Genomic DNA, 26935 nt, shown 5'->3' with positions numbered 1-26935 from the left:
CTGATGATGATTGTGACTTGTTGAATGCTGCCTAATTTTATTGCTTGATTTTGGGAATTATTTTCCGTCTTTTTTGCACCCCCTGAACGCTTACTGAAAATGTGACACAGGAAGAATTTAAATATTTGCTGGGCTTAGTACCAGGGAAAGAGGTAAAGCTCTATAAAACTCCGCCAAATTCTGTGCAAATTAAGAAGGTGCAGGATTATTGTGAGAAGGTTTGGGGAACGCGCACACCCACAGTTTTAGATGCATTTGCAGGTGGTGGAAGTATCCCTTTTGAAGCGGCGAGATATGGGTTAAATGTGCTGGCTTCTGATTTAAATCCTGTGGCAGTGGTGACGATGAAGGCGGCGATGGAATATCCGCTAAAGTTTGGCCCAGATTTGCAGCAGGATATTGATAAATGGGTGAAGTGGGTAGGGGATGAAGCCCAGAAAAGGTTAGCTGAATTTTTCCCATCTTTACCTGGAGAAACTGTGCAGAATTATTTTTGGGCGCATACGGTTGTTTGTCCAAGTTGTGAATCTGTTGTACCGCTTAGTCCAAATTGGTGGTTAGATAGGTCTCCAGGAGCGCAAAAAAAAGGACAATGGTGTGCTGTAAAGCCAATTGCTGACCCAAAAAATAAGCGGGTTTATTTTGAATTAGTTAAGGGAAAAAAGGGTAAAGGAACAACAATTCAAACAGAGAACGGAGAATATGAACCAGAAACAGCAATTACTATTAGCAGGGGTGTAGGCAGATGTCCTAATTGTAAAAATGTAATTGAAGATGACGTAATTAAAGTTCAGGCTTTATCCAAAGGTTTGTCCCAACAATTATATGCTATTGCTTACAAAAAAGGATTAGGAAGTCTTGAATTTAGGACTCCAAGGGAGCAAGACTTAAAAAGTTATGAATTGTCAGTCAACTTTTTAGACGAAAAATTAAAGCAAGTACATTACATTGATCTGGCTCCTTCAGAATTAATTATTAACGACCACGGACAAATTCTAAATTATTGTAAAACTTGGCTAGACCTATTTAATCCTCGCCAGCTTTTGAGTCTTATTACTTATATAGAAATTATTAATGATGCAAAAAAACTAATTATAGTTGAGCCTGAACGGGATAAATTAGAGCCAATTATCTTATATTTGGCATTAATTTTAGATAGATGTGTAGATATCAATAGTAGACTTACACATTTGAATCCTGCGGGCAGTTGGGGAATTCAATTGTCATCATCCCAACATGCACTCAATTTAATGTGGAATTACGTTGAAGCTTCAGGGAATAATAAGCTGTGGTCAGTATACTCACAAACTGTTCAAGGAGGATATTCTAGAATTTGTGAATTATTCGGCACTAAACCAGGCTCTACAGGTATTCCCGGACTCGAACAACACAATCCAAAATCTATACAAATTAACTCAGCATCAGCCGATAATTTAACTCATATCTCTGACAAATCTATAGATGCAATTGTGATAGATCCACCATATTATGGAACAATTCCTTATGCTGATTTAGCAGACTTTTTTTATGTTTGGATGAAACGGACTCTTGGCGATATTTTCCCAGAATTATTCTACTTAGAACTCTGTGACAGAGAAAAAGAAGCCGTCGCCAACCCTTCCCGCTTCCGTAACATGGGAGTATCCCCAGAAATTCTCGCCAACCAAGACTATGAAGCAAAAATGGCTATGGCGTTCGCTGAATACCACCGAGTCCTCCGCGACGACGGCGTAATGACAGTGCAATTCAACCACAAGGACTCCGGCGCGTGGGATGTCTTAGCCAAATCTCTCATCGATGCTGGTTTCAAGATTACCGCATCTTGGGCAGTCAGTACCGAAAATCCGCAAAACTTGCACCAAGCACAGAAAAACGCAGTATCCAGCACCGTGCTTTTAGTATGCCGCAAACGCGACCCTAACGCCGAACAAGCTTGGTGGGATGACGTGCGAATTGACGTGCGAAATATCGTCTTTGAAAAAGCACCAGAACTCGAAAAATGCTTAACTGAAGATGCTCGTCCTGCTGCTGATAGAGTAGCAGATCCACAACGCCGCATTAAACCCCCTGGTATAAACTTGTGCTTAAGTGCTTTCGGTTCTGCTTTGAGTGTGTTTACCAAATATAGTTCCGTCCTCGACAGCGCAGGTAATCAAGTTGAACCCAAAGCAGCATTTGAAGAAGTACGCCAAGCAGTAGTCGAATACCGACTACAAAAGCTATTAGAAGGTAAAGACTTCAACGGTATCGACCCCTTAACCCAATGGTACATCTTGGCATGGGATACCTTTGAAGCGCGAGAATTCCCCTTTGATGAAGCTAGACAACTGGCTTTAGCAGTCGGTGGTTTTGATGTCTCCGATTTAGTCAAAAAACACAAATTACTCGATTCTGGAAGCGGTTACTGTAAATTACTCACCCCGCAACAACGCTTGAAAAAACGCGCCTTCTCTGTCACCGATACTGAATTTTCTGCCAGATATTTAGTTGATGGACTCCACGCCATTATCGCCCTTTACCAAGAAGAAGACAATACAGAACCAGTCCGTAGATTCCTCAAAAATACTGGCTTAGTTAGCAACGATTTATTTATGCGGACATTTGAAGTAGCGTTGAAAGTAATTCCGCGCATTGGTGATGAAAAGAAACGCCTTCCTGAAGAAAAAGCCTTATTAGATTTGTGGTTGGCTATGGATGAAATCAAAGCGAAAGTGTCTTATGTGCAACCTGAGATACCATTTAATGAAGGGGGACAATTGAACTTATTCTGATAATTATTTTTGATTTTAATTGTAGTGCGGGCATCTTGCCCGCGTTTGTATGATCATATCTTTCCCGCGTTTGTATAATATTTTTCCCGCGTTTTTAATACACCAGGGAGCAAGATGCTCCCACTACCTAATATTTTCTAAGTTAACCTTAAATGAAGGGGGACAAATGAGCTTATTTTGATGACTGTCAACACTTCGGCAAGCTCAGTGCATCGCCGTCAACCGTCAACTATTAACCGTCAAGCAACTTATGTTACTTTTAGACCCGAAGACACTTCAACCAACCGAAGACCAACGTATCATTCTTTATGATGTCACCTGGGAACAATACGAACAACTCTCTGATATGTTTATTGATGAATTTCCCCGGATGACTTATTTAGAAGGAACACTAGAGATTATCATGACTACCTCTCCAGAACATGAGCGCCTTAAAAAAATAATTGCTAGATTACTAGAGGCTTATGCAGAGGAAAGAGACATTAATCTTAATGGTTATGGTAGTACCACCTTTCGTAAGCAAGCCGCGAAAAAAGGCGCAGAACCAGATGAATGTTACTGTCTTGGAGAACTAAATGAAGTCCCAGATATTGCCATAGAGATTGTTATAACTAGTGGCGGAATTGACAAACTAGAGGTTTATCGAGGTTTGGGAGTAAAAGAAGTTTGGTTTTGGAAAAACCAGCAATTTAGTTTTTATTATTTATCAGAAATTGACGGTAAATATACTCAAAATTCTTACAGTAAATTACTGCCAAATTTAGACCCTGTTTTATTAGCTAGTTTTGTCAGTGAAACTAATCAAACACAGGCGGTTAAACTATATCGGAAAGCATTGCAAAATCAAAATGGTTAACCGTTCACTGATAACTGATGACTGTTAATTCATAACTGTCAACCACCAATGTATTATGTATAACTACAATCCTTTAGAATGCCTACCTTCATCGGCAGAATTACCAGATTCAGATGATACCCCTGTGGATAACGAACTGCAAATATTAATTCCCAACTTATTGTTAGCCATCTTAGCCGCTATTTGGCAAAACCGCGATGACTGGTTTTTCGGCATTAACATGGGAGTTTACTATACACCCAATAAAGGAGCCATAGTCCCGGATGGATTCCTGAGTTTGGGTGTTGAACGTTTTGTGGGAGAAAATGGACGTTCTAGTTATGTTTTGTGGGAAGAAGAGGGTATTCCACCAATTTTAGCTTTAGAAGTTGTTTCTCAAACTTACAATGGCGAATATGAACAGAAAAAAATTGATTATGCACAATTAGGCATTTTGTATTATGTTATTTATGCACCAACACGGTTACGTCGTAAGCGTCAACGTTTAGAAGTTTATCGCTTAATTAATGGTGAATACATTTTACAACCAGGGGATAAAATTTGGATGCCCGAAATTGGTTTAGGTATTGGACGGGAACAGGGTAATTATCAAGGACGAACAAGAGAATGGCTGTTTTGGTATGACGAAAATGGTAACAGATACCAAACCCCGGAAGAACAATTGCAAAATTTATTAGCCAGATTACAACAGCAAGGAATTGACCCAAATACACTTTAATTTTGTTGACGGTTAACAGTTGACAGTGAACAGTTAACAGTCATTGGTCATCAGTCATCATTTAACTAATAAGGAGATAATCAAACATGAAAGTTAGAGGCATAAAACGTGGACAAAACATTGAAATATTAGAACAACTTAATAATATTGCAGATGGGACAAAAATTATAGTAGACTTAGAATTTATTGAAAGTCAAATTACAGAACCACAACAACCCTTAACGGAAGCAGAAAGACTAGCAAAACTCAATCAACTATTTGGGGCTTGGAAGAACCAACCTGAATTAACAGAAATCTTTAAATAAATAGAAGAACATAATTATTGATTATTAATAATTATGGTGAAACGCCAACAACAAAAGCTACTAATTTTGGTAAATTCTGTTATTTTAGCTAAAATTAGATAAGAGTTAAATCAGAAATGTTGTACTTAATAGTAGAGCTATTACGGAAATTAAAAGCTTATGACAGCAAGCAATCTTAGACAGCAAATTTTAGAACATCTTGAAACATTACCAGGAGAACAGGTAAAAACTCTCCTGTTAACATGGCTTACTAGTTCATCTGGGGATTTAGAAGATTTTGAGCAGTTACTTATAAATCAAGCTACTCAAACGACAGAAGAATCATTTGAGGTAGGTGAGATAGACACAGCATTAAATTTTCAACCTCTTACTGAAGCCCAAATGGTTCAGCAGAGTCAATCTGCTCTTGAAGCGTACCGTCGGACAGGTTCAGGAGTGACGCATAGCCGTGTACGCGAGTGGGCAGACAGTTTGGGAACTGAGTCAGAACGCCCATGTCCGAGATAGTTTGGACAGAAAGTGCAGTTAATGACTTAAATCGTCATTATGATTTTATCAAACTTAATAATCCTGATGCAGCAGCACGGGCAGTACAAGCAATTGTCTCTTCAGGCGAGAGTTTACAGCAGAATCCTCGTCGAGGTGCGATTGTAGATGAAATAGCAGGGCTGCGAAAACTTTTAGTTTCTTTTGGTAAATACGGTTTTATAATTCACTACGTTATTCTTGAGGATGATGTTGTTATTTTACGCATTTATCACGGGCGAGAGAATCGACCTCGTTAGTATTAATTTTTAAGGGATATAAACAACCGCATAATATGCCGAAAATTCTACGTGAATATCCTTGGAAAATTAGTTACACCAGCAACACCCATAACACCATCAGTGATTTCTACATTCCTGCTTTAGAGTGTGCCATTCAATATGACCGGAAAGCAGGTTTCTTTAGCAGTGCCATTTTAAGTAAAGTTGCACGGGGTTTAGGTGCAATGCTGCATAACAAGGGGCGAATGCGGTTAATCATGGGTTGTCAGTTTAGCCCCCAAGATTTACAAGCAATTCAACAGGGATACGAACTGCGAGACGCATTGCTATCTCGTCTAGACGCAGACTTAAAACCACCAGAAAGTTTTGCCCAACTCAAACACTTAGAAATTCTCAGTTGGTTGATTCAAAACCAGTATCTCGATATTAAAATTGCTATTCCTCTCAAAGAAAATGGACTACCTGAAGATAGTACACAGCAACTAGACCCACAGCATATATTTCACGAAAAAGTTGGCATTTTTACTGATAGCAAGGGCGAGAAATTAGCATTTAATGGTTCCAATAACGAATCTATCGGTGGCTGGGAGAGGAATGTAGAATCATTTCACGTTTATTGTTCTTGGGAGGGAGGAAGGGAACTAGATAGAGTTGAAGAAGAAGAAGCGAGGTTTGAGCAACTTTGGTATGACGTATCGCCTAACGTGCGAGTTTTTGAAGTTTCAGAGGCGGTACAGAAAAAGCTGTTGCGTTATGCAAAATCTACTAAACCTGATTGGAATGCCCAAGCTGAATTTGACTCTAGACCAATTAATAATGTTGACAGTTCACAGTTGACGGTTGACGGGGAAGAGTTAACAGTTAATAGTGAACAAAATTGGTCAACTGTTAACAGTTCACAGTTGACTGAAATAAACAGTGAACCCTCATCAGTTAACAGTCAACAGTTAACTGTCATCAGTGAACAAGAACGATTGGCATTTACTCAACTTGCCAATATTCATGAACATCCCGGCTGCTTGGACTTTTGTTTAAAATCAATTCCCATTCATCCCTGGCCACACCAAATTAAAATACTGCGCCGCGTTGCTCAAAATTTTCCCCAAAGTTTTCTCATCGCTGACGAAGTTGGTTTAGGAAAAACAATTGAAACTGGTTTAATTCTGCGTTATCTGCTGTTATCCAAAAAAGTAAGGCGGGTACTGATTTTAGCACCTGCTAGTGTTCAACCCCAATGGCAAGAAGAATTGCGGGAAAAATTTAATCTGCATTTTTGGAGTTACACATCTACAGAATTTAAAGACCCCTACAAGCGGACTATCCCCGCAGCAGCTAATCCCTGGAATACCCAAGATTTAATCCTGGCTTCTTCTCATTTGGTGCGGAGAACTGACAGAATGCAGCAGCTACTATCAGCAGAACCTTGGGATTTAGTAATCTTAGACGAAGCACACCACGCACGCCGCAAAAGTCCTCAAGACCGCAAAGAAACACCCAATCGCTTGTTACAGTTAATGACACAGTTGAAGGAGAAGACTAAATCCCTGATTCTTTTGTCAGCAACTCCCATGCAAATTGATGCCATAGAAGTTTTCGACTTGTTAAACCTGCTGGGATTGCAGGGGCATTGGAGTTATGGCGATAACTTCTGCGATTATTTCGCCTCGCTACAAGGTGCTGTCAAGCAGGAAGTAATTAATTTTTGGCAAGTCATGTCTAGCGATTATTTTGGGCGCGGCGGACAACCTTGTTCTAGATTAGAGCAGTTTTTGACCAAGAGCGATCGCATCCTCGCTTACAAAATGCAGGATACTTGGCAACGGGGTAAGAAAATCTCCAATCACAAACAACTATTGGCAGATGAAGACTTTATCGACACCTCACGCCAATACTTGACAGTGAACACGCCCCTAAAAGACTTGATGTTCCGCCACACCCGCGACACTCTCCGACAATACTATCAGAGGGGACTGTTAGAGCGGGATATTCCCACCAGAGTTGTGCAGGATAACGCTATTACGCTGGAACCCCAACGGGAAGTACCGCTTTATGTAGCTGTCAGCGACTATGTACGTCACTTTTACCGACTGGCACAAATAGATCAGCGTTCTTGTTTGGGTTTTTTAATGACCCTTTACCGCAAACGTTTGACCAGTTCATTTTATGCTATCAAGTCATCTCTGCAACGTCGTTTGGATTATTTGTTAACTCAACGGGGGAGCGTTTTAAGTGACGACGATTTAGTGGATGTGGATAATGAGGATGATGCGGTGATTGCTGGGCTGGAATCTTTCTTTGAACCAGTAGACCCCCAGGAAATTCAATATCTTGAAGAATTACTACGCCAATTTGAAAACACTGGCGAAGATAGCAAGCTTTCTCGCTTTATTCAGATTTTACGCCAAGAGTTAACTGACCGAGAAAGTGCGATCGTTTTCACCCAGTACACTGACACGATGGACTATCTACGGGATACATTGAAGGAGTTGTACGGTAGCCAAGTAGCTTGTTACTCAGGCCGTGGCGGAGAACTGTACCAGAATGGGGAGTGGTGTCTAGTTCCCAAGGAAGAAATTAAACGCCGATTTCGCCAAGATGAAATCAAAATTCTCCTTTGTACTGAATCTGCTTCTGAGGGGTTGAATTTACAAAATTGCGGCGTGTTGATTAATTATGATATGCCCTGGAATCCTATGCGGGTCGAACAGCGTATTGGGAGAATTGACCGCATTGGACAAAGATATCCGACTGTGCGAATTCACAATTTTTACTATGATGGCACTGTAGAAGCGAAAGTTTATCGAAAATTGCGCGATCGCATTAATGCCTTTGCCACTGTTGTTGGTAATCTTCAGCCTATTTTAGCCCAAGTCCCTACCTTTATTGAACGGGCTGTTATGAGTGCTGATCCAGAAGAAGAGGATGTTTTAATGTCTCAATTCGATTCTGTGTTAGACAGCCCACCACCTAGTCTAGCAATTGAGGAAATGGTAGCAATGGATTTAGAAGCTGACTTAGCGGAAATTCAAAAACCAATTGCTTCAGCTCCCTTTACGCCAGGAACTATTGAGCAGTTATTCACCTACTCAGTAATTTTAAAAGCTAATGGTGTGCAGTTTGAGAGAAGGAGCGAACGTACTTGGCAACTGAATTACAAAGGGCAGAATTACATGGTTACTTTTTACCCTAATATTTTTGATGAAATGCCTTCACTACGTTTAATGAATTTTGGCGATCCCTTGTTTGAAAAATTGCTACAAACCATTAATTGTTGAGACTACAGTTTTAACATTTATATTACTGGCTTAGTGGGGTATGGGGTGGTAATCTAACAAAAATACGGGATTATATTATCCGGTAAGTTAGTATTCTTATTATTTTAAAATCTTCTCAAAACGAACCGTTCAAAGCTTCATTTTCCCGTGGCATCTTGACGTTTTTAGCCTTAAAAATGATTTTAAAAACAATATCTCTGCCTGACTGCCTCAACACTTGCAGATAAGCAACAGCATCATCACGTCGGCGGAATCTTTTCACAACAATATTTTCTTGATTGGGAATATCATGGACAATACACCACGGTTTTAATTGCTCAGAATAAGTCATATTTTACCCCTTAAAAATGCTGTAAAATAACCATGTTATGTGCTTTAAAATCGCCAATATTTACCTTAAACGAGGAGGTATACTCAAAGACAGGTCAAATTGATATTGACAATTGTAATTATGTGTGTATTAGATTGATTTGACAGATATATAGCGTTCCGACTGGAATGAAATATTGTGTACTGAGTCTGAAAACCTTGCAGGGCAAAGCTTTTGTTTTAAAAACCTTTCAGTAATCAAACCGGATTGCTATATGTAGAACAGAAATATTATTGAGATCAAGGCGAATGAGTCAGACATAGCAATTGCCAAAGTTGTTCAGGAACTTCTTCAAAATGTTCCAGTAAAAAGTCCATGAATGCCAAATGTCGTAAATCATTAGGCTGAGGATAGCGTCTAAACTTACCTTGCTTAAACCAACCTCTGACCGTAGAATCAGAACGACAGCATATTAAGGCAATTTGTTCATAACTCACATCCCATTTGGCATAAAATTGTTCTGGTTTCATACCAAATTCCCAGTGACTGTAGAGTGAAATTAGATGAATTTCTCTTGCCCCTAAAATCCGGGGGTTAGACATTGATACACCTCAAATATGTAAATATTTAAACTCATTTATTACATCAGGTATTTGTCAGTTGCAGAGTGTTATGAACACACAAATACAACCCAAATAAACTAGTGTTAAACTCTGGATTCACTCTAAATCTGCGTAAGCAGATATAGTTAAAATAGTTCCGTTATTTATAATGGCTAGAATACCGATTCAGGAAGAACCAGAAATAGTGGATAGGGTGCAATACGCTTGGGTTAAGCCTTTTTCTCCCCCTGCTTCCCCTGCTCAAGAACAGCCCGCCCCAACAGATAAATGTCCTTAACTAAACGGTATTGGGATAGGGCGGGGATAGTGCTTCGAGTCAAAAACGAAACGCCCTCTAACCACATTTTTGCACAAGCTATACTGTGAGGAGGGCAATTGAGTTTTTGACAAATCTTCTCAGAATAGCTTGACTGCAAATCCAACTTCAGTCAGACTCCGCAAGTTGGGGTAGTTCACCAGCTATTTGATATTTTAATATCTATAACAACTGGAATAGGGCTGAGAAACTTTTGGGCAGCAGCAACCATACAATTGTGTAATATATGGCTAACTTGGTCAACTTCAGTCTCTGGACATTCCAGTACAATTTCATCATGTCTTACACAGATGAGTTTTGTTCTGAATTTAGCTAATGGAATTGAAAGTTTTACCATAGCTAATTTGTTGATGTCGGCATTTAAACCTTGTACTGGATGGTTAAATAGCTCAGATAGTCGGGGCTTGTTTACCCATCTCCGTCGTCTATTTGCTAGTGTACGACTTTCCTTAATGCCTTGGATGTATTTACGTTTGATGTTTTCATGCCACCTAGCTATTCCAGGATAAGCTTCAAAGAATCGTTGACTGAAAGCTTTTGCTTGTTCTAATGTCATTGCCACCCCATATTTTACTTGGGCGTAAATTTGGAGTTTGGCAGCGCCCATACCGAAAATCAATCCAAAGTTTATTGCTTTTGCTAGTCTGCGGTCTTCCTCAGTCACTTCATTGATATATTTTCCAGTTACTAGAGATGCTGTTAATCGATGTAAGTCAGCTCCCTGGCGATAGACTTGGCACATCTTTGTATCACCACTGAGCCGAGCCATAATTCGTAGTTCTATTTGGGAGTAATCGGCTTTGATAATTTTATAGCCAGGGGCAGCAATGAAGCAGCTACGGGCTGCTTGATCACGGGGAATATTTTGTAGAGGCGGTTTGCGGCAAGAAAATCTACCGGATTTTGCCCCTAATTGATAATAGTTGGGATGAATTCTCCCAGTTTTGGGGTGGATATGCTGGGGTAGTTTCTCGGTAAAAGTGCCGATAATTTTGGATAGACGGCGGTAAGAAAGCAATGCTTGAATTATGGGATACTGTGCAGCTAAAGAAACTAATTTACTTTGATTAGTTGAGTTGATTTTAATACCAATAGCTTGTAGAGCAGCCAAAACTTGCTGAGGTGAATTCGGGTTTACTGCATCTGTCAGTTCTGGCAGCAATGACATCTGAGAACTAGCAATACGGAGTTGCTTGAGTTGGTTTAAAGCATCTGTTTTTTCAGCTTCTAGTTTTGCACCCAGTATCTGCCATCGAGACAAGTCAAATAGCATTCCGTTAAGTTCCATTTGAGCTACAACAGGCATACACTGAAATTCCAGTCGGGCAATTTTAAGTAACTTTGCCTGTTTTAACTTGTTGAGGAGAATTGGGTAAAGGTCAAGTAATATGGCAGCATCTACGGCGGCATAGTGCAATTGAACCGATTTAAGAGGTTTACACCAATCGCTGATTTGTTGAGTTTTATCTAGTTGAAGGTGTAGTAGCTTTTTAGCTATATTTTGTAAGGATGAGCTTGTTTTTAATCCTGCGGTTAGAACTTTATAAGCAAGTTGGGTATCAAAGAATTGACCAGAGGGTTGAAGTCCTGCGAGTGTGAGAAATTGCCAGTCGAATTTGGCATTATGTGCAATTTTGAGAGCAGAGTTACAAAGCAGTTTTTTGAGCAGTTGGCGATCGCTTTTGGGAATAGCCGGTAAATCTATCAGCACTACCGGATGGTTTGGTGCAGCTATTTGAATCAGTCTAATAGAATCAGTTAGAGGGTCAAGTCCTGTTGTTTCACAATCTATGGCTAAAACTTCTGCCTGAAACAGAGGTTGGAGAGCAGAATTAAGAGTTGAAAGATTGGAAGCAAGAGTATATTCTGGAGTATAAATACTGGTGTTATCTGTATTTATTAAGCCTGTATTCATAATAAATTAAATTTGAATTTCTCACCTATAAGCGATAGCTTGTATATCTAGCAACTTCAAAATATTTAGTTTTATACAAGGATTTGAAAAACTATTAAAGAGAGGTAATACTATAGCGGTGTGCAGTTGAGGGAGATACAAAAACTTTGCTGGAAAGATTGTACAGCAAGTACTTTTGTCTTCTCATCCGAGCGATAACCGCCATATCGATATTCCTCTCTTTATATGATTAACTGACTTTACGTTTACCTGTTTTTGCAATGTTAGAATGCTGAATATTCTCTCGAACAGATGTCAAAGCAGTAGGAGTTAATTCTCTAATAATGGGTGTGACAATTTCTGGTGCCAGTTCTAAACGATGCTTAATCTGTGCTTGCAACCAGGCTAAAGGAACACATTTATTGTTGACTTTTTGTTTGATAATTAAGTCAGGATTAGATTTTGAAGCTTTTTTGATGGCAGTGGCAATTTTTCTGGCTGTCCGTAAATCAATTTTGTCTACATCAATGCTAATAAAGTTGTCTGGTTGAGGTTCTGATTTTGATGTAATACGGTTAGTTGATTGATTTTGATTTTTCAAATTGAGAGATTTCTTAATATCAATAGATTCCAGGTGTGATTTTTCAGATGTTGTGTTTTCGATGTTGAGTGTAAATTTCTGCCATAGATGGACTATTCCCACAACGAAATCAACGACCATCACAACGGTATATAAGGCTGTAATTCCAATGATGATTTAAAATCTCTTGAATTTCTTGAGTATTCATGATGACTAACTTGAAAATTTATGTTCATAATTAAAGAAGCGATCGCTTCCATTTAACAGAAAAATCCTCAGATGAAAATTTGAATAGACTGAGGATTTATGGAAAATTTAGAACAAGCTAATTTGCACAGTTGAATTTGATGAAGGTTTAGGAGTTGGAGTGCTTTGGATTGAGTCTAAGTTAGGCTTGGCATTGACATGACGCTTACCCCATCCCTCTTGTGCTGCGTGTTTAACTATGCTGCGTCGAATTGACCTGCTAAGATAGTTGAATTCATTTTTTACCTGATTAAAATGAATGATGCGATTATTGCTGGCATTGCTCGTATCACCTATAAATTCATAAAAACTCTTGCAACCCTTTGGTAATTTATCGTATTTTGTTAAAACTTCATTACCTACCCAAAGATAAAGGTCAGTGTAATCCCTATGTAAAGGTGCTTCGTAAGTTGCAGGCATCATGTAGGTAAGAACTTCTGTGGCTGTGCTGGTAACACCAACCTGATCCTGTTCGTATTCAGTGAAGATAAGTTCTAATCGCTCCTGAATACAAGCAAACTTCAGCCATTGGGGAATTGTATCACTCCAAGGACTGCGATGAATTACCAATGGCCCTGCAAGGTAGTGAACATGGTGTAGGGAAAATTCAGCTATTTCCAAAAGACTTGCTAATAATTCTTTTGGTGTATTTAAACTTGCCATAATTTGCAGCATTTTTCGGGTGTTGTCTGGCAGTTTGGTACTATTACCATCACTGATTTCTGCCATTATTTCTGGTGAAATTAAATTCATTTGCTCCATTTTTCATCTCGATATGAGCGCATCACCAAAAATAGCCAATCGGCTAAAAAATTAATGTCCAATAGGTGAAGGCTGATATCAGATAAATCTTTTTATGCTGGCATTGATACAGCTTTTTCAGGTAATGTCAATGAACAACAAACCCACAATTAACCAAAATATTGATACTGGCGACAGTAGTAATTATCAGTCTGGCAGTGGCTATCAATCTGAAGGTTACGGTGTTGAGCAATCAAGTTCTGAAGATAGTAGTAATCCCTTGCAAGCAGACCAATTTAGGGATGGTTATCAAGAGAATATTTTTGAAATCAATCTTGGGGATACACCTTACACTGAATCGGCTGCTAATCCCAATCCCCAATTACCAGGATATGGATCTGGCTCCGGTTACAAGTCTAAGAAAAGTCAACAGTCAGCATCCCCAGAGCTAGAGTTATAAGTCATATTTTCACTCTCTTCCTATACCCCAGAAGCAATAATTAATTGGGTTTTTATTCAATAAATTACTTTGCTTGTTGGGGTATAGTTGCTGTCATTTTTAAACCTGGAATTATGAAGATACCAAAAGCATGGATATCTCTTCTGGTTGTCATTGCTTGTATTATTTATAGTATCGCCGCACAAGCTACAATCAACACAATTGGTGATGGCAATTTACCAACTCGAATTGTAGAAGTTGCAAATCCTCAGTCTCGACTACCTGCTACTAAAGTTTTGCTCCCAGACTGGAGCCGTATTTCTCTAGTCCAGCTACCAGGTATCAGTCAATCCGGTGCAATTGATGGCAGTCCCTACAGTCAAACACTAGGTTATGACCTGAGTCGCACTTGGAATGTGGGTATGACTCCTGACCAATATTTGAAGTTAGGAGATATCAGTGAAGCATTGCAGGCAGAGGAGTTTTCTTTGCAGGCGATCGCTACTCTACGCACAGTACCAGAGGCTAACACAGACATTAACAGTATAGATTTAAACAAAATTGCCTTGAGTGAATTTCCCCTGATTGGGGAGCAGACATTGAGCCATTTAGCTCAGGTTGTTCCAGAATTAGCTAATACACAAGTAAACAATATTACACCTGTTGCCACATTACTAAAATCTCAGGGAGTTGCCGCATCTAATTTAACACTAGCTCAGGTACTAACACAGTATGAAGTTGGGCAAATGAAGCTGGGAGAAATCGACTTGTCAAAGTTTTCTATTTCTTCAATTCCTAACTTAGATGCAGTACAGCTACAACAATTTACAGGTTGGATGAATAGCAATGTTTCGGATATTCCTGGTTTGGGACAAGTACCTTTAGGATTAATGCCTAATCCCATCACTGAAATTGGTAGCTTGGTAATGCGGATTGATGTAGTTTATGGGCCAACAGAAAACCACCGTAACAATACAATTTCTGGTTCAGACGTGCAAGGGTTTTCTGTGCCTTGTACTGAAAAAGACTGCGCTTACTTAGAATTGGATGATTTGGAAAATACAGGTCGTAGCGATCGCAGTAAGTTGGAAGGAAAGCAGTGGATTTCCGGTAAATATCAAGAAGTCGAGGGCGGGCGGGGTATACTAAAAGCAGTGAATAACGGTCGGGAACCAACAGGAAGGCTACCGTTTGGTAAAGCTTTTAAGGTGGTGGTAATGGAGCCGGATGAAACCACTGATACGGTAGATACGGCTTTGTTCTTTCGGTTCTGTGCTTGGCGAATGGGTTGTACACCTTACTTTATCGGGCCTGTTCCTTTTTTCAGCTACAAGGTTAACTCCCTGATATTTGTAGGCAATTTGAGTGAACAGAGGACAAATATTGCGTCTTTACCAACTGGAGCTACAAAAGAGCCAAAAGCTAGCACTACCAACCGTACTGGAGTAAGAGAGAAGATTAATCCATGCACCTTTAGTAGTGCCAGTCAATCGATAACAAGTCAATCATTGTCCGGTATTGATTTGCGATCGCTCTCAAATGCAATTGCGGAGATTGAAAGCGCTGGTAGCGGGGATTACAAAGCAGTTGGCATACATACCTGTGCGGATGGGGGTTTAAATTGTGGTCGCGCTCTCGGTCGCTACCAGTTCATGAGTTATAACCCCTACGCAGTGCAGTTAATTGCTGCCAAGCCTGGAAGTCAAGAGTTTCTCAGTCAAGTGGGGCAAGGGCATCAACCAACAGAGGCTGAACTATTTGAGTTTTTTCCTCCAGCTGACCAAGATAGGGCGTTTATGGCTGATATGGCTAACAAAATTCAAGTGACACAAGAGCAAATCGATCCGGCTAGAGGACAGCCATTTACGGGCGAACGCCTAATTGAACGAGTGGCTCAAAAGCATTTTGGTGGTGATTACAGCAAAGTTGATGGAAATGGCTCAGATGCCCTCGGTCGCCTCAGTCTCAAAGATTACGGCAAAACCGCTTTAGCTAGTTATCGCAACAGTAATAGCGAGAATGGAACGCTGACCTGTTCTCCTAATGTAAATTCTAGCTACATCAGCACTGCTAAAAATACTGAAAATGGGAGGTAGACTATGACAGATTTATCTAAAACCTCTATTACCTCACCCCATGAGATAAAAGAAATACTGGATACTGAGCTGCATTCAAAAATACACTTTGGGCAAACAGGGGAAGGAAAGGGAGTTTATTCTGACTCCGCCTCCCCTAGTCAGTCTCAACCACTGAAGACAACTGCATATCAATTACCAGCACCGACTATGAGGGTACGCTACTGGATTCATTGGTTTCGGATTGGTTTGGGCATCTTTTTGTTGCTGTCGATTCTCATGAGCTTAGGGGGCTGTAGCTTAAATGCGGCAACCGTTACTTGGAACAAAGCTGTTAATGTTGTGCCTGCTTCAGTAATTGAACAGGTGATTGTAGAAAATACAGAGTTGAATGCCAAAGTATCTGCTAAAAATATACTGGCTTGGAGTGTGGAAGGAAAAGACGGTAGGTTCGCGGTTTTCAACTTGAATACGCCTGATGTCTGTGGTGCTTTGGGATGTCTGTATACTGGCTACTGGCTCAGAAAGGACAAACCAATTACTCAGGTATTCTTGAGTTACTTGAATCCCAATCTGCCACCAGATAAGCATTTGTTAGAAGTGGGAGAGAATCGAGGTCAGGCATTACCGTGCATTAAAGTACTGCAAACCGAGCAAGAGCAGCTACGCCAATTGAATTTTTGTTTCAATGGCACTGGCTATCAACTTGCTGATAGTCAGCTTTTCACTAATAACACGAGTTGCTGTGAATCGCAAAAGCGGGAGGCTTGTGTGCCACAGCTAGACATTCTTGGTGTTGTCTAGAGGTGTGATCAGCACTTTACCTAAAGCTGACAGACGATCGACGGCTACGAACTTTTCAAGGTTTCAATATCTCCGTTCGGTATTTTGGAGCGAGGGCTTCGGATTTAGATTTGAATGCTGCTTGGGCAGCTTCATCAAGCTTGGGGGGTGCCGTCGTCCGAGTAGCGACGGGGACACCGACTTCCATGAAAAACTCTTCCTGCCCGGCTGGTGAACAGATGCACAATAGCCGGACTGGGCGATCGGATGCGTTGTGGAACTGATGGGGTGCGTTAGCAGGAATGTTAACCGTTTCGCCAGCTCGCGCAACTGATTTTTCCCCGCGGAAGGTGGTCTCGATCTCGCCCTCAAGAATGGTAAACGACTCCTCAAAATCGTGACGATGGGGAGGAGGACCGCCGCCGGGCGGGATATGCATATCGATCAGGCAGTAGCGACCGTCGGTGTCTTTGCCCGTTATTAGGATTGTGTAGGTGTCTCCTACAACCCCGATGTGAGGCAAGTTCTGATCTTCGTTTGGTTGTGCAACGGTGAGATGCCGTTGGAGATCATCAGGCGGAAGCGGCGAGGCGGACTGAGAAGTAATTGAGTGGTTGTTCATTGTATTGCTCCTGTTGCTTGTATTTACGGGTCAGTATCGATCACGGGCGTAATCCAATAGAAGGTGAAGTCGCAGTTTGACGAACTTTATTTGTCATGGTCAATACGTGGCGTACAACCTCATCTGGGCACTCTTCGGGCACGAAGTGTCCACAATTGGGGATGACGTACTGCTCGACATTCTTGGCGATCGCATTTACCATCTCGCCAACTTTTCTACCCAATCCCTGATCACCGCCGAGTGCCACGATGGGCACTTTCACCTTGTGACCGAGGATTCCAGCCAAAGGTGCTGTTTGTTCGATGGTGACAAATGCCGCTCGGTAGACACCCATCGCGCCGAGCACGCCTTCTAGACTGGAGAAAGTTCGCAGAATTTCATCTACAGTTTCCGGCTCGATGGAGTTGCGATCAAATGTGGATCGCTCGTAGAACCAAGTCAAAAAGGCACGCTCGTTACCGACGACCAGACGTTCGGGCACGTCGGGTGCGAGTGGGAGAATCCACCACCACATCGACCCTTCTTTCATCGCTTCAGGCGTATAGGCGATAATCTTGGTGAGGATCTCGGATAGCATTACGGGTGCCTCAATGTATAGCAGTCCCGCGATCTCCTCTGGGCGATCGCTAGCCCAAAGGAGAGCTGGCGGCGCGCCCATATCGTGAGCGACCAGCGTAAGTGGCTGCCCTGCCCCAAAGCCGATCTTCAAGACGAGGGCGCGGAACTCAAGTGCGAGGGCGCGGGCATCATAGCCCTTGGTTCCGGCTGGTTTGTCGGAGTCCCCGTAGCCGCGCATATCTGGTACGAGTACTGCATACCCAGCTTGTGCTAGTGGGGACATTACCGAACGCCATGCGTAGCTAGTACTAAGAAAGCCGTGCCAGAGTAGAACGGGTTGACCGTTAGGGTCACCGCCGATTTTGTAGTGGATGTTGACTCCATCAATGTTGATCGTCTCGCTGACAAAACCCGGTATTAAGACATTCGATCGGTTGGATATCATAAAACTCCTGTGATGAATTCACTCGTTACCGTGTGGAACGAATATGTAATACCAAATCTTAAAAGTTGAGTTAAAGAGCCAAAGTCTGCTTCTAATCGGGTCGATGCTCCACACTAGACAAAGTTGTTGCCACCATCGACGTTAATCGTCTGACCTGTGATAAATGCTGCATCATATTCTCAAACGGAGTGGCGGGGAAATTCCCCGCATTATTAACTAGAATATCGACTGTACCCCACGTCTGTTCTATCTTAGCGGAGAGACTGTAGCAACTTTCTTCGCTACTGACATCTGCCTCGATCGCTAGCAACGCATCTGGCGAGCTGAGATCGACTACCAATTGATTGAGTGCGTCTGTCCGGTTATCGACTGCACACACCTTTGCACCCTCAGACAGGAAGCGGCGCACGATCGCACTACCAATACCACCAGCAGCACCCGTCACAGTCATGTCCACACTGGCAACTTCAATTTCGCGCTTCATGAAGTTTGCGGGTCGCTCAAACACTTCAGCAACCATTGCCCCGTAGTCTTTTTCAGAAAGCTGCTGCAATTTCGTTTCGGGACTCAGCGGCTGTCCAAGCGTTCGGTTTTCAACCATTGATCGCATTAAATTTGCCGCGCTGGAGAAGTTGATGGGCGATCGCACCGCCTTGATTGCCCGTTGCTCCGGTAACTAAGACCAGTTGTTCTGCACTAGGGTTCTGTGTCATGACTATTCCTGTCCTGTTTATATTCTTGGTTTCAACTTATCCACTTATCCGGACAATAACTTGTACCAGAAGAGAGAGAAAGTAGATAAAATCACCAAGTAAAAGAATGATAAAGCTACGCGCACCGTCTCGTAGAGAGCGTCTGGGTTTCCCCAAGTGAAGGAGCTGGCGTGCGGGGCATGTACCAAATACATGAGTACTGAGTAACTTTTAATTTACTCAGCACTGAGTAGTGGTTAGTTTACCAGCACAGACGCTATAGTTGCATTGGACTATTCCTCATCATCTAGTTCATCGTCTTCCTCCTCAAAATCATCATCGTCTAACTCAGCTTCCAAATCGTCGGTTTCATCGAGGAAGTCGTCATCGTCAATAAGTTGAATTTTGCGAGGTGGCTTGGTCGCTGGTTTGGATTTACGAACGCTTTGAGTTTTGTTCCTATTCTTATTTGGTGGCAATACTTCCACGTCTACAGACACCGATTCTCCTGGCAAAGCAGGTAGGGATTGAGGTTCATTAAAACCAGCGATCGCATTATGTTGTTGCCAAATTAGGGCTTTAGCTGTGGGTTGACCCAAATAAAATTGAGACAGATTTTCAACGGTGGGTTTGGTATAATCTACAGTCTTACAACAGTCGTGTTTATTCTTACCTTCACCTTCTTTGACAGCTTTGAACTCGACTGACAGCACACCTAAGCTACGCCACCTATCGCTTTTGCCACTAAATGGCACTTGGAAATAGTCAGCAAAGGTTTTCTCCAAAGAACGGTAAAACTCCTCACGCACTGACTTAAAACTCCAGAGAGCTACATTCTTAAAGCGGACAACGACAGGAGTAGTATGCAGGGGTTGATTATCCTCATCTAGAAACACCAGTGCATGTTCTGAACACACATCCATTGTTTTCTTGTCAAGGTTATGCTTGTATTCATCATAAAGTCCAACAAAAGAACCACCTAAGTCTTCAACATCTGATTTATAACGGATATATTCTGGTACAAAAGCTAAAACTAATAACCGTGCTTGAGTAATTAAAAGTCCAGTAACATCTTCCGTTAGGGTGACAATAGTTAGGTCGTCCTCCTGTGGCATATCAAGCCAGCCAGCCTTTTCTAGCTGATCTTCTGGAATTAGAAGTCCAGCGGGTTTGTCATTAACGACAATGCCGTAAGGCAGTAACGGTCGTCTAACTTGGTTATAACTGTCGCTGAGAAGTTCTGGGTCAATATCGTCAATATCAAGGTCTGACAATTGAGTGTTAGGAGCTTTAGATTTAGCTGCTTGAGCTTTGGTATTAGCTTTGGGATTAGAAGCAGCAGTTTTGGCAGTAGATTGATTGGAGCGATTAGAATTGTTTGAAACCCTAGATTTAACCATTTGAGTACATAAATATGATTGCCCAACGCATGAGGCGTTAGCCTCAAAACTTATTTACCAATCGTTGTTTATGAGGCAATTACTCTCCACCACAGATTTAAATTACGCCATCACATAAAGTATCTTGAATGCTAATTTACAAACTAGCGAAAATATATATGAGGATGAAAGGAGGTTAATCATGAAATTATCACCACTATATATACAGTGGGAGCAAGAGGCTCAAAAGCAAGGGCAACGTATGGTTGTAGAAAATTTACTAACAGTTCGATTTGGTAGGCTGGATGAACAATTAGCCACAATTATTCAGCCTATTCTAGAGCTACCTTCACAAGAGTATGCTTCTTTACTGTTGCAGTTATCAAATCTCTCCCGTAAGGATTTATTGGCCAGGTTTAACAGCAACCACTCATAAAGTTGTCATGTATCTGACACTCCTCTAGAAATAGAGTTTCTAACACCTCTAAAAAAATGTCCAAAAGGTCAATACTTTAGCTTTCAATTGGTAGCTAAAATTTCTGTTAAATGCATACTTCACTGCTATGAACATTTACCAGAAAAATCTACCACACAACCAGATCACTGCTAACTCGACATTAATTGAAGTGTCATCCTTTCAAACACCTCTGGCTAGCATTGACTTTGGCAAGTTGTTTCAACAGTATAACAATCCCCAAGGTTGGATGATGGTCGGTGGAATGCTCTTCGTTTTACTGTTGTTGCAAATCAGTGGTAGTGGTAAGGGAAAAATTACCACTGGTAAAGTCTCCGGTATCAGCGAGAAACTAGCAGCAACTAACCTAGCACTCAAGCAAATCAAGGAGTGCAAACACAATAAAGTTACCCTGTGGTCTGGAACTCCTCGCTATTGGGTAAAAGGCAAGTGGCGATCGCTAATTACTAATCTCCAAACAATGTTAGGTGCATCTCCTAGTGTTTGGTTTCCCAATGCCGAAAGGGGAACACTGGTAATAGGTGCGCCTGGGTCTGGTAAAACCTACTCTACCATAGACCGGATGTTAGAAAGTGCTATGCAGCAAGGTTTTCCGATTTTACTCTATGACAAGAAGGGCGACCAACTACGACTCCATGCACCCCTAGCTGCCCGTTATGGTTACAAAGTGCGAGTATTTGCCCCCGGTGAACCCTTTAGCGGTGTGATTAATCCTTTAGATTATATGCGTGATGCACGGGATGGGGTAATGGCGGGGGAAATTGGACAAGTGATTAACCGCAATGCTTCCAGTGGTGGTAAAAGTGATGAGTTCTTTGCTAAAGCCGGGGACTTGTTAGCTAAAGCACTTTTACAGTTAGTCAAGGGTTCTCCTTACCCAGATATGGCGATGCTTTACGCTGTGTTGCGGTTGCCAAAACTGGTACAGCGTCTTGACCATGCGGTACAGTCCAAAAGGTTAGATGAATGGGTAGCGACTTCGTTTATTCAATTTTTGAGTGCCAAGGATGCAGAGAAGACTATTTCGGGGATTTTGACCACAGCAGCAGGTACTTTCTCATCTTTCATCCAAGCTGATTTGCTGAGGGCATTTATAGGGAAATCGGACATTCCCACTAAGCTTGAAGGTAGAGAGATGGTGGTGTTCAAGCTAGATGATGAACGTCGCAGTGTGGTTGGGCCTCTGCTGGCAGCGGCAATGCACTTGATGATTGTTGGTAATTTGAGCCGTCCCCGCAAAGACCCGTTGATTATTTCTTTGGATGAATTGCCATCTATAAAACTAGACCGCTTACCTCAGTGGATTAATGAATATCGTTCCAATGGTGCCTGCTTTATTCTGGGTATCCAAAGTTTAGAGCAACTTTACGATATTTATGGGGATAAAATGGGGAGTGCGATCGCATCAGCTTGTAGTACCCATGTTTTGTTCAATCCTGGTAACTACAAAACGGCTGAAGATTACTCCAAACGTTACGGTGAGAAGGAAGTGCTGATTAAAAATCGTACCACAGGGCGATCCCTTGGCGGACAAATGAGCCGTTCAATTAGCTGGAGTGAGAATTTGCAAAAAATGCCTGTAATCAGTGCTGACGAAATTTTGAAATTTCCTCAAGGCAAGTGCGTAATTACCAGTCCTGGTTACAGTTCAGAGGGACAAGCTTCTATTCCTTATCCTTTAATTATTCCGGTGTCCAAAGCCGATGAAAAACGAGCGCATGATAGTGAGGCTCTTTGGGACACACAAGTTAAACCTGCATTGTCAAGTCAGGTGACAATTCCTGATATTAAAACGCTAACACAAGCATTACATGAACGGATTGAGTCAGCCGCGCGGATGTTGCCATTACCAGAAGAAGATGTAGCACCTGCACATGAGTCTAATAACAGTGAAACTGATGTTTTGGACAATTTTACTAGGCGAGTTTATCAAACACCAGGATTGCAATAACCTGAGTATTCATTATCAATGTAATATCGCATATTAAAGATTTCTTACGTAATACTTAGGAGTATCACGTATCATATTAATCAAGTCATTTTCAGTACTTGCAGTCAACTGAGTAATACAAACATTGTCTTTTTAGACTTGACATAATTGAGATCAGTAATCTATGGTTAATTAGGTAAAGCAAATTAGGCTTACCAAACTAGGTTCACCAAATTTAGAACAAAACATAGATCATGACCTACCAGTTATTTGAAATTCCCTCCCTAAGCGGTGAACACGTTGATTTAGTCATTGCTGATCCAGAGAACCCGGATGCTCCCGCTTATGCTCATTACTCCTACACAATAGGAACTAGTGCGAATAAAAATGAACTGACGCAACGGAGAGGTATTCCATTTGGAAGTTTTCGGGACTGGGATAATCTATTCTCACGCTTTCCCGAAGTTAAAACACGTATTACAAACTCAAAGGAATACCACCCTGGCGAGGGTGTAATAGAAAGCGATGCACCTGACCCTAATTTTCAAAATCGTACCATCATGCGCCTTGGTGCATTGGAGCTATTAGCTAATATTTTTTCTGGCCGTATTACAGCAAGTGAAAAAGATCCTTTTCCTCACCAACTTGCATTGCAACAGTACATGAGGACAAATGAAAACCGAGTGCAGCGTCTATTGATTGCAGATGAGGTTGGGCTTGGTAAAACTATTGAGATTGGCTTGGTATTGCGAGATATTCTGATTACTCGTGGAAGTCTTGACCAGTTTCGTTGCCTTTATCTTACAAAGGGTGGTCTTTTGGATGATGTCCGTTTAAAGCTGCAATCAGTTATACAGGGTGCTATTGGTGAACAAAGTATTGTTCAAATTGATAACTCTTTCATTGAATATGGAAATAACAACATCAATGGCATTCACATAGCCAGTATTGACGCAGCCAGACGTTATGTGAAGAAAACGAATAAAAAGAATTTGCCAACAGAACTCGTTAACCCAGAAATTCTGATTATTGATGAATGTCATCATTGTGCCAGTGATGGTGATCTGGTGAACGTTAAGAAAATTGAGACAAGTTCGACAAGGACATATGAGGCTGCTTATCAAATGATTACTGGGAATTTTTGGCCTAATTCAAAACCACCCAGTCTTGTAATTTTTATGAGTGCAACCCCCTTCCGCTCTAAACCCCAATTTGTTAATTTACTCCGACTTCTTACTCATCAAATAGCAGTTCCAAATGCTTATTCACCAGATGTCGATGAAACAAGTCTAGTAGGAAGTCTACAATCTGAAGAAAAATCAGCTGCTGCTGTTATCTGGCGACATCAAGACAATGTTTTTAACTGGTCTAACGAGCGTCTATTTCCTAATCTCAAGATTGAGCGTCCGCCTCTCAACACTAGTCCTGAGTACCTTGAAATTATTCAGGAAATTCGTGAGACAGTAAAAAGTATTTACACAGATCATGGTGAGAATTTTGGTGGTTTTGCGATTGCACAACTTGAGAAACGACTTACTAGTAGTTCCTTTGCAGGAGCCTGCTGGATTTTCCGTTGGTGCGTTAGGCACTTAACATGGGAGACACAGGACGTATATAGAAAAGATACATCACGAGGTACAGAGAATCTTCGCAGGCTGATTAAAGAAATTTCCCAAAAACTAGCTGCCTATAATCAAAAAGGACACGAAACCGTAGAATTTCCTAGTGATAACTTTAAATTCGATGCTAAAGTGATATCACAAAAGGGGCAAATCAAGGAGATTCAGGAATTCAGTAAAAAGCTACATAAAAATGATAGTGAAGACGATGGCTTTATTGCTGAACAAGAGGAAGTTTTTGAATTAACAGAGATGGGGTTAAAATTACTCAATTTGGCAGATTCTAGTGACCGCATAGGGGTAGAAAATGCAAAATTAACCTGGCTGAAAGATAGATTAGAAGAGTATCCTGAATCAAGGTTTTTAGTCTTTACTGAAAGCTTGCAGACTTGTGAAATAATTACAAAAGCTCTTCCAAAAGAAAGTGAAAAACTAACAGGTAATCTTGACTTATCTGCAAGAGAAAAAGCTGTCACTAAATTTCGCGATCCATATAGTCATGTTAGAGTTTTAGTAGCCACTTCTGCGGCAGATGAAGGATTTGATTTCCAGGTGGCAAATAAGGTAGTCCACTGGGATTTAAGTCCGTCTCCAGCTGTATTAATGCAACGCAATGGTCGTGTCGCTCGGCTCGGACAAATTTCTGATGTTACTTCTTACTACCTGATTATAGCTGGCACACATGAGGAGAAAAGAGATAGAGCATTGCGTGAACGCTTCAAGGCACTGGGTATAAAGGACGAAAGATTACGGCTGAAAATTCTCGGCTCACTTAGTAGTGAAGAAGAAGATGAAATCTTTAACGCTGTAGAAGCTGAACAATTACAACTCATAGACGAAATTTTAGAAAAGGCAAAGAAAGAAAATGAGGAAATGGAACGACGGTTAGGAGAAATTCAAGAGCATATTGAGCAGCAATCAGTAATTGATCGTAAGATGCTTGTTCAACGACTACAACGTTGGACACAACTTGGATTGCCGCCTCGTGATGCAGAAAAGTTCAATTTAAAAATTGATACTGTATTATGGGAACGACCTGTTTTTCGAGATGTTACTACAATTGAGAAAGCAGAAGCAAAAGTTGCAACAATACAAGGTAAGAAAGTAACTTTTGACCCAGAGTTCAAACTATTTGGCAGTGCTGGCAAAACCTATTCTTTAGCAGGTCTTCGTCCTTGGCGTAAAAAAGAAAAAGGGAATGTTCTAAAACATCGTCCTATTGAAGGCGTTGATCCTATAGGGGAACTTACCTATTCTTTAGCAAGATTGCGTGAAGCTGACTTTGCTACAGTCTCTGCTGAAGGTCTTTACGATATATTCCCTAAGCTTCTAGGGGTGCGTTATTTACTGTTTGCTACCCATCCTATGCGTGAGGCAGAAATTAATTCATCAACAGACTTGTTGTCTTATCTGACATTTTATGCCTTTGATAATAATATTCAAACACTCTTGCAGACCCAGACCCAAGGTGCTTGTGCTGATGACGTTCATAAGCTTATTTCTCTGCTAGAAGAAGAGGCACTTAAATCGAAGTCAGTCACTATAGAATCTCATGTGCTTGAAAAAGCACGAGTGGCAGCAGATAAAATCAATGATTGGTTGCAAAAAGGAAGAAAGCTTCCTCGTCTAGGTCGGCAAACTTACTTTTTACCAATTCCGGTAGCACTGGTAGCCGTTTTGTCATAGGTCATTTAAGAGCAGTATAGCTGCTCCTTTACTAACTTGCACTGGGTAAAAAATTTGGTTCTACCGATGCCTTTATACTAATTGAAGCATAATCAGGTTAAAACCTTTTTAAAGGCTTACAATTAATGATTTTTAGAAATTTTGAATTGTATAAGGGGTACGATAGAGCCAAAATTTTTTATTGCATCAAGTAGTCCACAAGAAAAATTATTAACTACTGACAAATCCAAGTTTCTATGAGTTCTTTTATTTGCTAAATTTGGATTTCTAAAATAGCATCTAAATTGGTCATAGATGATAAATTATTACTAGCTTCTCGGATTTTTGATGGATTATCTTTTGGTTTAGTCAGTAGTTTAATTAACCATTCTTCAGTCTGCATCTGATCCTTTTTATTCCAGCGTACATCTAATCTTTGGGCTGGTTTAACAGGATGTAATGCTAAAACTACGAGTTGTATTTGGTTAGGATTAACTGAGTATTGTCTAGCCGTAGTCCACAACTTTATCCGGTCTTGCCAGCTTAAATGAGGATGGCGTATAGCCCATTCATAAAGCCTGGGAACACCTTGTTTAAATGCTATATTTGTTAATACTTGAATAAAGTGCTTATCGTCATTAATTGCAAGAGGTGCAATAACTGGATTATCGACTAATAACTTCTTGCGAGATTTAAAAATTTCCGGTGCAAGTTCCTCTATTTGATAAACCCACTGAGCAATTTGAGGATAGGCATTTAATCAGTAAACCAAAAAGTTTTTCTCCAAAGAGCGATCGCTAAAACACTTATGTCTTTTGATACTTCTTGATACACAACTCTCTAACCAGCAG

The 26935-nt window shown here is 41.0% G+C and carries 23 protein-coding genes; 13 read left to right on the top strand and 10 right to left on the bottom strand.

Translation table 11 applies throughout. The features are described 5' to 3' along the window. The first annotated feature begins 101 nt into the window (after positions 1-101). From V7L05_RS34560 to V7L05_RS34530, 7 genes are all read left to right on the top strand, one after another. On the top strand, positions 102-2771 hold the full coding sequence (locus V7L05_RS34560; protein ID WP_335170783.1) for a DUF1156 domain-containing protein: 2670 nt from the start codon (positions 102-104) through the stop codon (positions 2769-2771). 250 nt (positions 2772-3021) lie between these two features. Continuing rightward, a complete protein-coding gene (locus tag V7L05_RS34555) occupies positions 3022-3627 on the top strand; it encodes a Uma2 family endonuclease (protein ID WP_335170782.1) in 606 nt (201 codons plus the stop codon). A gap of 55 nt (positions 3628-3682) precedes the next feature. Beyond that, positions 3683-4345: a Uma2 family endonuclease gene (locus V7L05_RS34550; RefSeq protein ID WP_334876165.1), complete on the top strand. Its 663-nt coding sequence runs from the start codon at positions 3683-3685 to the stop codon at positions 4343-4345. Positions 4346-4431: 86 nt separating this feature from the next. Further along, entirely contained in the window at positions 4432-4650 is a 219-nt protein-coding gene (locus V7L05_RS34545; protein ID WP_335170781.1) for a hypothetical protein, read from the top strand. 159 nt (positions 4651-4809) lie between these two features. After that, a complete protein-coding gene (locus V7L05_RS34540) occupies positions 4810-5157 on the top strand; it encodes a hypothetical protein (protein WP_335170779.1) in 348 nt (115 codons plus the stop codon). Next, complete coding sequence (locus V7L05_RS34535; protein WP_335170778.1) at positions 5145-5435, top strand: type II toxin-antitoxin system RelE/ParE family toxin; 291 nt, start codon at positions 5145-5147, stop codon at positions 5433-5435. The genes V7L05_RS34540 and V7L05_RS34535 overlap by 13 nt, the downstream gene beginning before the upstream one ends. A gap of 35 nt (positions 5436-5470) precedes the next feature. Continuing rightward, positions 5471-8692: a helicase-related protein gene (locus V7L05_RS34530; RefSeq protein WP_335170777.1), complete on the top strand. Its 3222-nt coding sequence runs from the start codon at positions 5471-5473 to the stop codon at positions 8690-8692. Between the two features lie 115 nt (positions 8693-8807). On the opposite strand, the gene V7L05_RS34525 is transcribed toward V7L05_RS34530, so the two are convergent. The 5 genes from V7L05_RS34525 to V7L05_RS34505 all read right to left on the bottom strand — a co-directional run bounded on the left by V7L05_RS34525 (position 8808) and on the right by V7L05_RS34505 (position 13414). Next, on the bottom strand, positions 8808-9023 hold the full coding sequence (locus V7L05_RS34525; RefSeq protein WP_094345573.1) for a hypothetical protein: 216 nt from the start codon (positions 9021-9023) through the stop codon (positions 8808-8810). Between the two features lie 278 nt (positions 9024-9301). Next, positions 9302-9604, bottom strand: a complete 303-nt coding sequence (locus tag V7L05_RS34520; protein WP_335170776.1) for a hypothetical protein — start codon at positions 9602-9604, stop codon at positions 9302-9304. Positions 9605-10077: 473 nt separating this feature from the next. Further along, entirely contained in the window at positions 10078-11856 is a 1779-nt protein-coding gene (locus tag V7L05_RS34515) for a bifunctional 3'-5' exonuclease/DNA polymerase (protein WP_335170775.1), read from the bottom strand. 229 nt (positions 11857-12085) lie between these two features. Further along, complete coding sequence (locus V7L05_RS34510) at positions 12086-12559, bottom strand: hypothetical protein (protein ID WP_335170774.1); 474 nt, start codon at positions 12557-12559, stop codon at positions 12086-12088. A 171-nt stretch (positions 12560-12730) separates the two neighbouring features. After that, a complete protein-coding gene (locus V7L05_RS34505; protein WP_335170772.1) occupies positions 12731-13414 on the bottom strand; it encodes a hypothetical protein in 684 nt (227 codons plus the stop codon). Between the two features lie 139 nt (positions 13415-13553). Here V7L05_RS34505 and V7L05_RS34500 point away from each other — a divergent pair, with 139 nt between their 5' ends. The 3 genes from V7L05_RS34500 to V7L05_RS34490 all read left to right on the top strand — a co-directional run bounded on the left by V7L05_RS34500 (position 13554) and on the right by V7L05_RS34490 (position 16720). Continuing rightward, positions 13554-13862, top strand: a complete 309-nt coding sequence (locus V7L05_RS34500) for a hypothetical protein (protein WP_335170771.1) — start codon at positions 13554-13556, stop codon at positions 13860-13862. A 113-nt stretch (positions 13863-13975) separates the two neighbouring features. Further along, complete coding sequence (locus V7L05_RS34495; protein WP_335170770.1) at positions 13976-15937, top strand: M23 family peptidase; 1962 nt, start codon at positions 13976-13978, stop codon at positions 15935-15937. A 3-nt stretch (positions 15938-15940) separates the two neighbouring features. Beyond that, positions 15941-16720, top strand: a complete 780-nt coding sequence (locus V7L05_RS34490) for a hypothetical protein (RefSeq protein WP_335170769.1) — start codon at positions 15941-15943, stop codon at positions 16718-16720. A gap of 55 nt (positions 16721-16775) precedes the next feature. Here the strand turns inward: V7L05_RS34490 and V7L05_RS34485 are convergent, their stop codons facing one another. From V7L05_RS34485 to V7L05_RS34470, 4 genes are all read right to left on the bottom strand, one after another. Then, positions 16776-17321, bottom strand: coding sequence for a cupin domain-containing protein (locus tag V7L05_RS34485; protein WP_335170768.1), 546 nt, complete (start codon positions 17319-17321; stop codon positions 16776-16778). A 40-nt stretch (positions 17322-17361) separates the two neighbouring features. Next, positions 17362-18324 carry an alpha/beta fold hydrolase gene (locus V7L05_RS34480; RefSeq protein WP_335170767.1) on the bottom strand — a complete coding sequence of 321 codons (963 nt, stop codon included), beginning with the start codon at positions 18322-18324 and terminating at the stop codon, positions 17362-17364. Between the two features lie 91 nt (positions 18325-18415). Further along, positions 18416-18925 (bottom strand): SDR family NAD(P)-dependent oxidoreductase, encoded by a 510-nt coding sequence (locus tag V7L05_RS34475; protein ID WP_335170766.1) that lies wholly within the window; start codon positions 18923-18925, stop codon positions 18416-18418. 384 nt (positions 18926-19309) lie between these two features. Further along, positions 19310-20416, bottom strand: coding sequence for a DUF5895 domain-containing protein (locus tag V7L05_RS34470; RefSeq protein ID WP_335170765.1), 1107 nt, complete (start codon positions 20414-20416; stop codon positions 19310-19312). Positions 20417-20597: 181 nt separating this feature from the next. On the opposite strand from V7L05_RS34470, the gene V7L05_RS34465 reads away from it, so the two are divergent. From V7L05_RS34465 to V7L05_RS34455, 3 genes are all read left to right on the top strand, one after another. Then, positions 20598-20831: a hypothetical protein gene (locus V7L05_RS34465; protein ID WP_335170764.1), complete on the top strand. Its 234-nt coding sequence runs from the start codon at positions 20598-20600 to the stop codon at positions 20829-20831. 127 nt (positions 20832-20958) lie between these two features. Further along, positions 20959-22821, top strand: coding sequence for a type IV secretory system conjugative DNA transfer family protein (locus V7L05_RS34460; RefSeq protein ID WP_335170763.1), 1863 nt, complete (start codon positions 20959-20961; stop codon positions 22819-22821). Positions 22822-23054: 233 nt separating this feature from the next. Beyond that, positions 23055-26105, top strand: a complete 3051-nt coding sequence (locus tag V7L05_RS34455; RefSeq protein ID WP_335170761.1) for a helicase-related protein — start codon at positions 23055-23057, stop codon at positions 26103-26105. A gap of 253 nt (positions 26106-26358) precedes the next feature. On the opposite strand, the gene V7L05_RS34450 is transcribed toward V7L05_RS34455, so the two are convergent. Continuing rightward, complete coding sequence (locus V7L05_RS34450) at positions 26359-26607, bottom strand: hypothetical protein (RefSeq protein WP_335170760.1); 249 nt, start codon at positions 26605-26607, stop codon at positions 26359-26361. Positions 26608-26935: the final 328 nt, after the last annotated feature.

Source organism: Nostoc sp. (assembly GCF_036917755.1).
Classification (GTDB): Bacteria; Cyanobacteriota; Cyanobacteriia; order Cyanobacteriales; family Nostocaceae; genus Nostoc.
The sequence above is the reverse complement of the archived record's forward strand: the minus strand, read 5'-3'. Positions and strand labels throughout refer to the sequence as shown.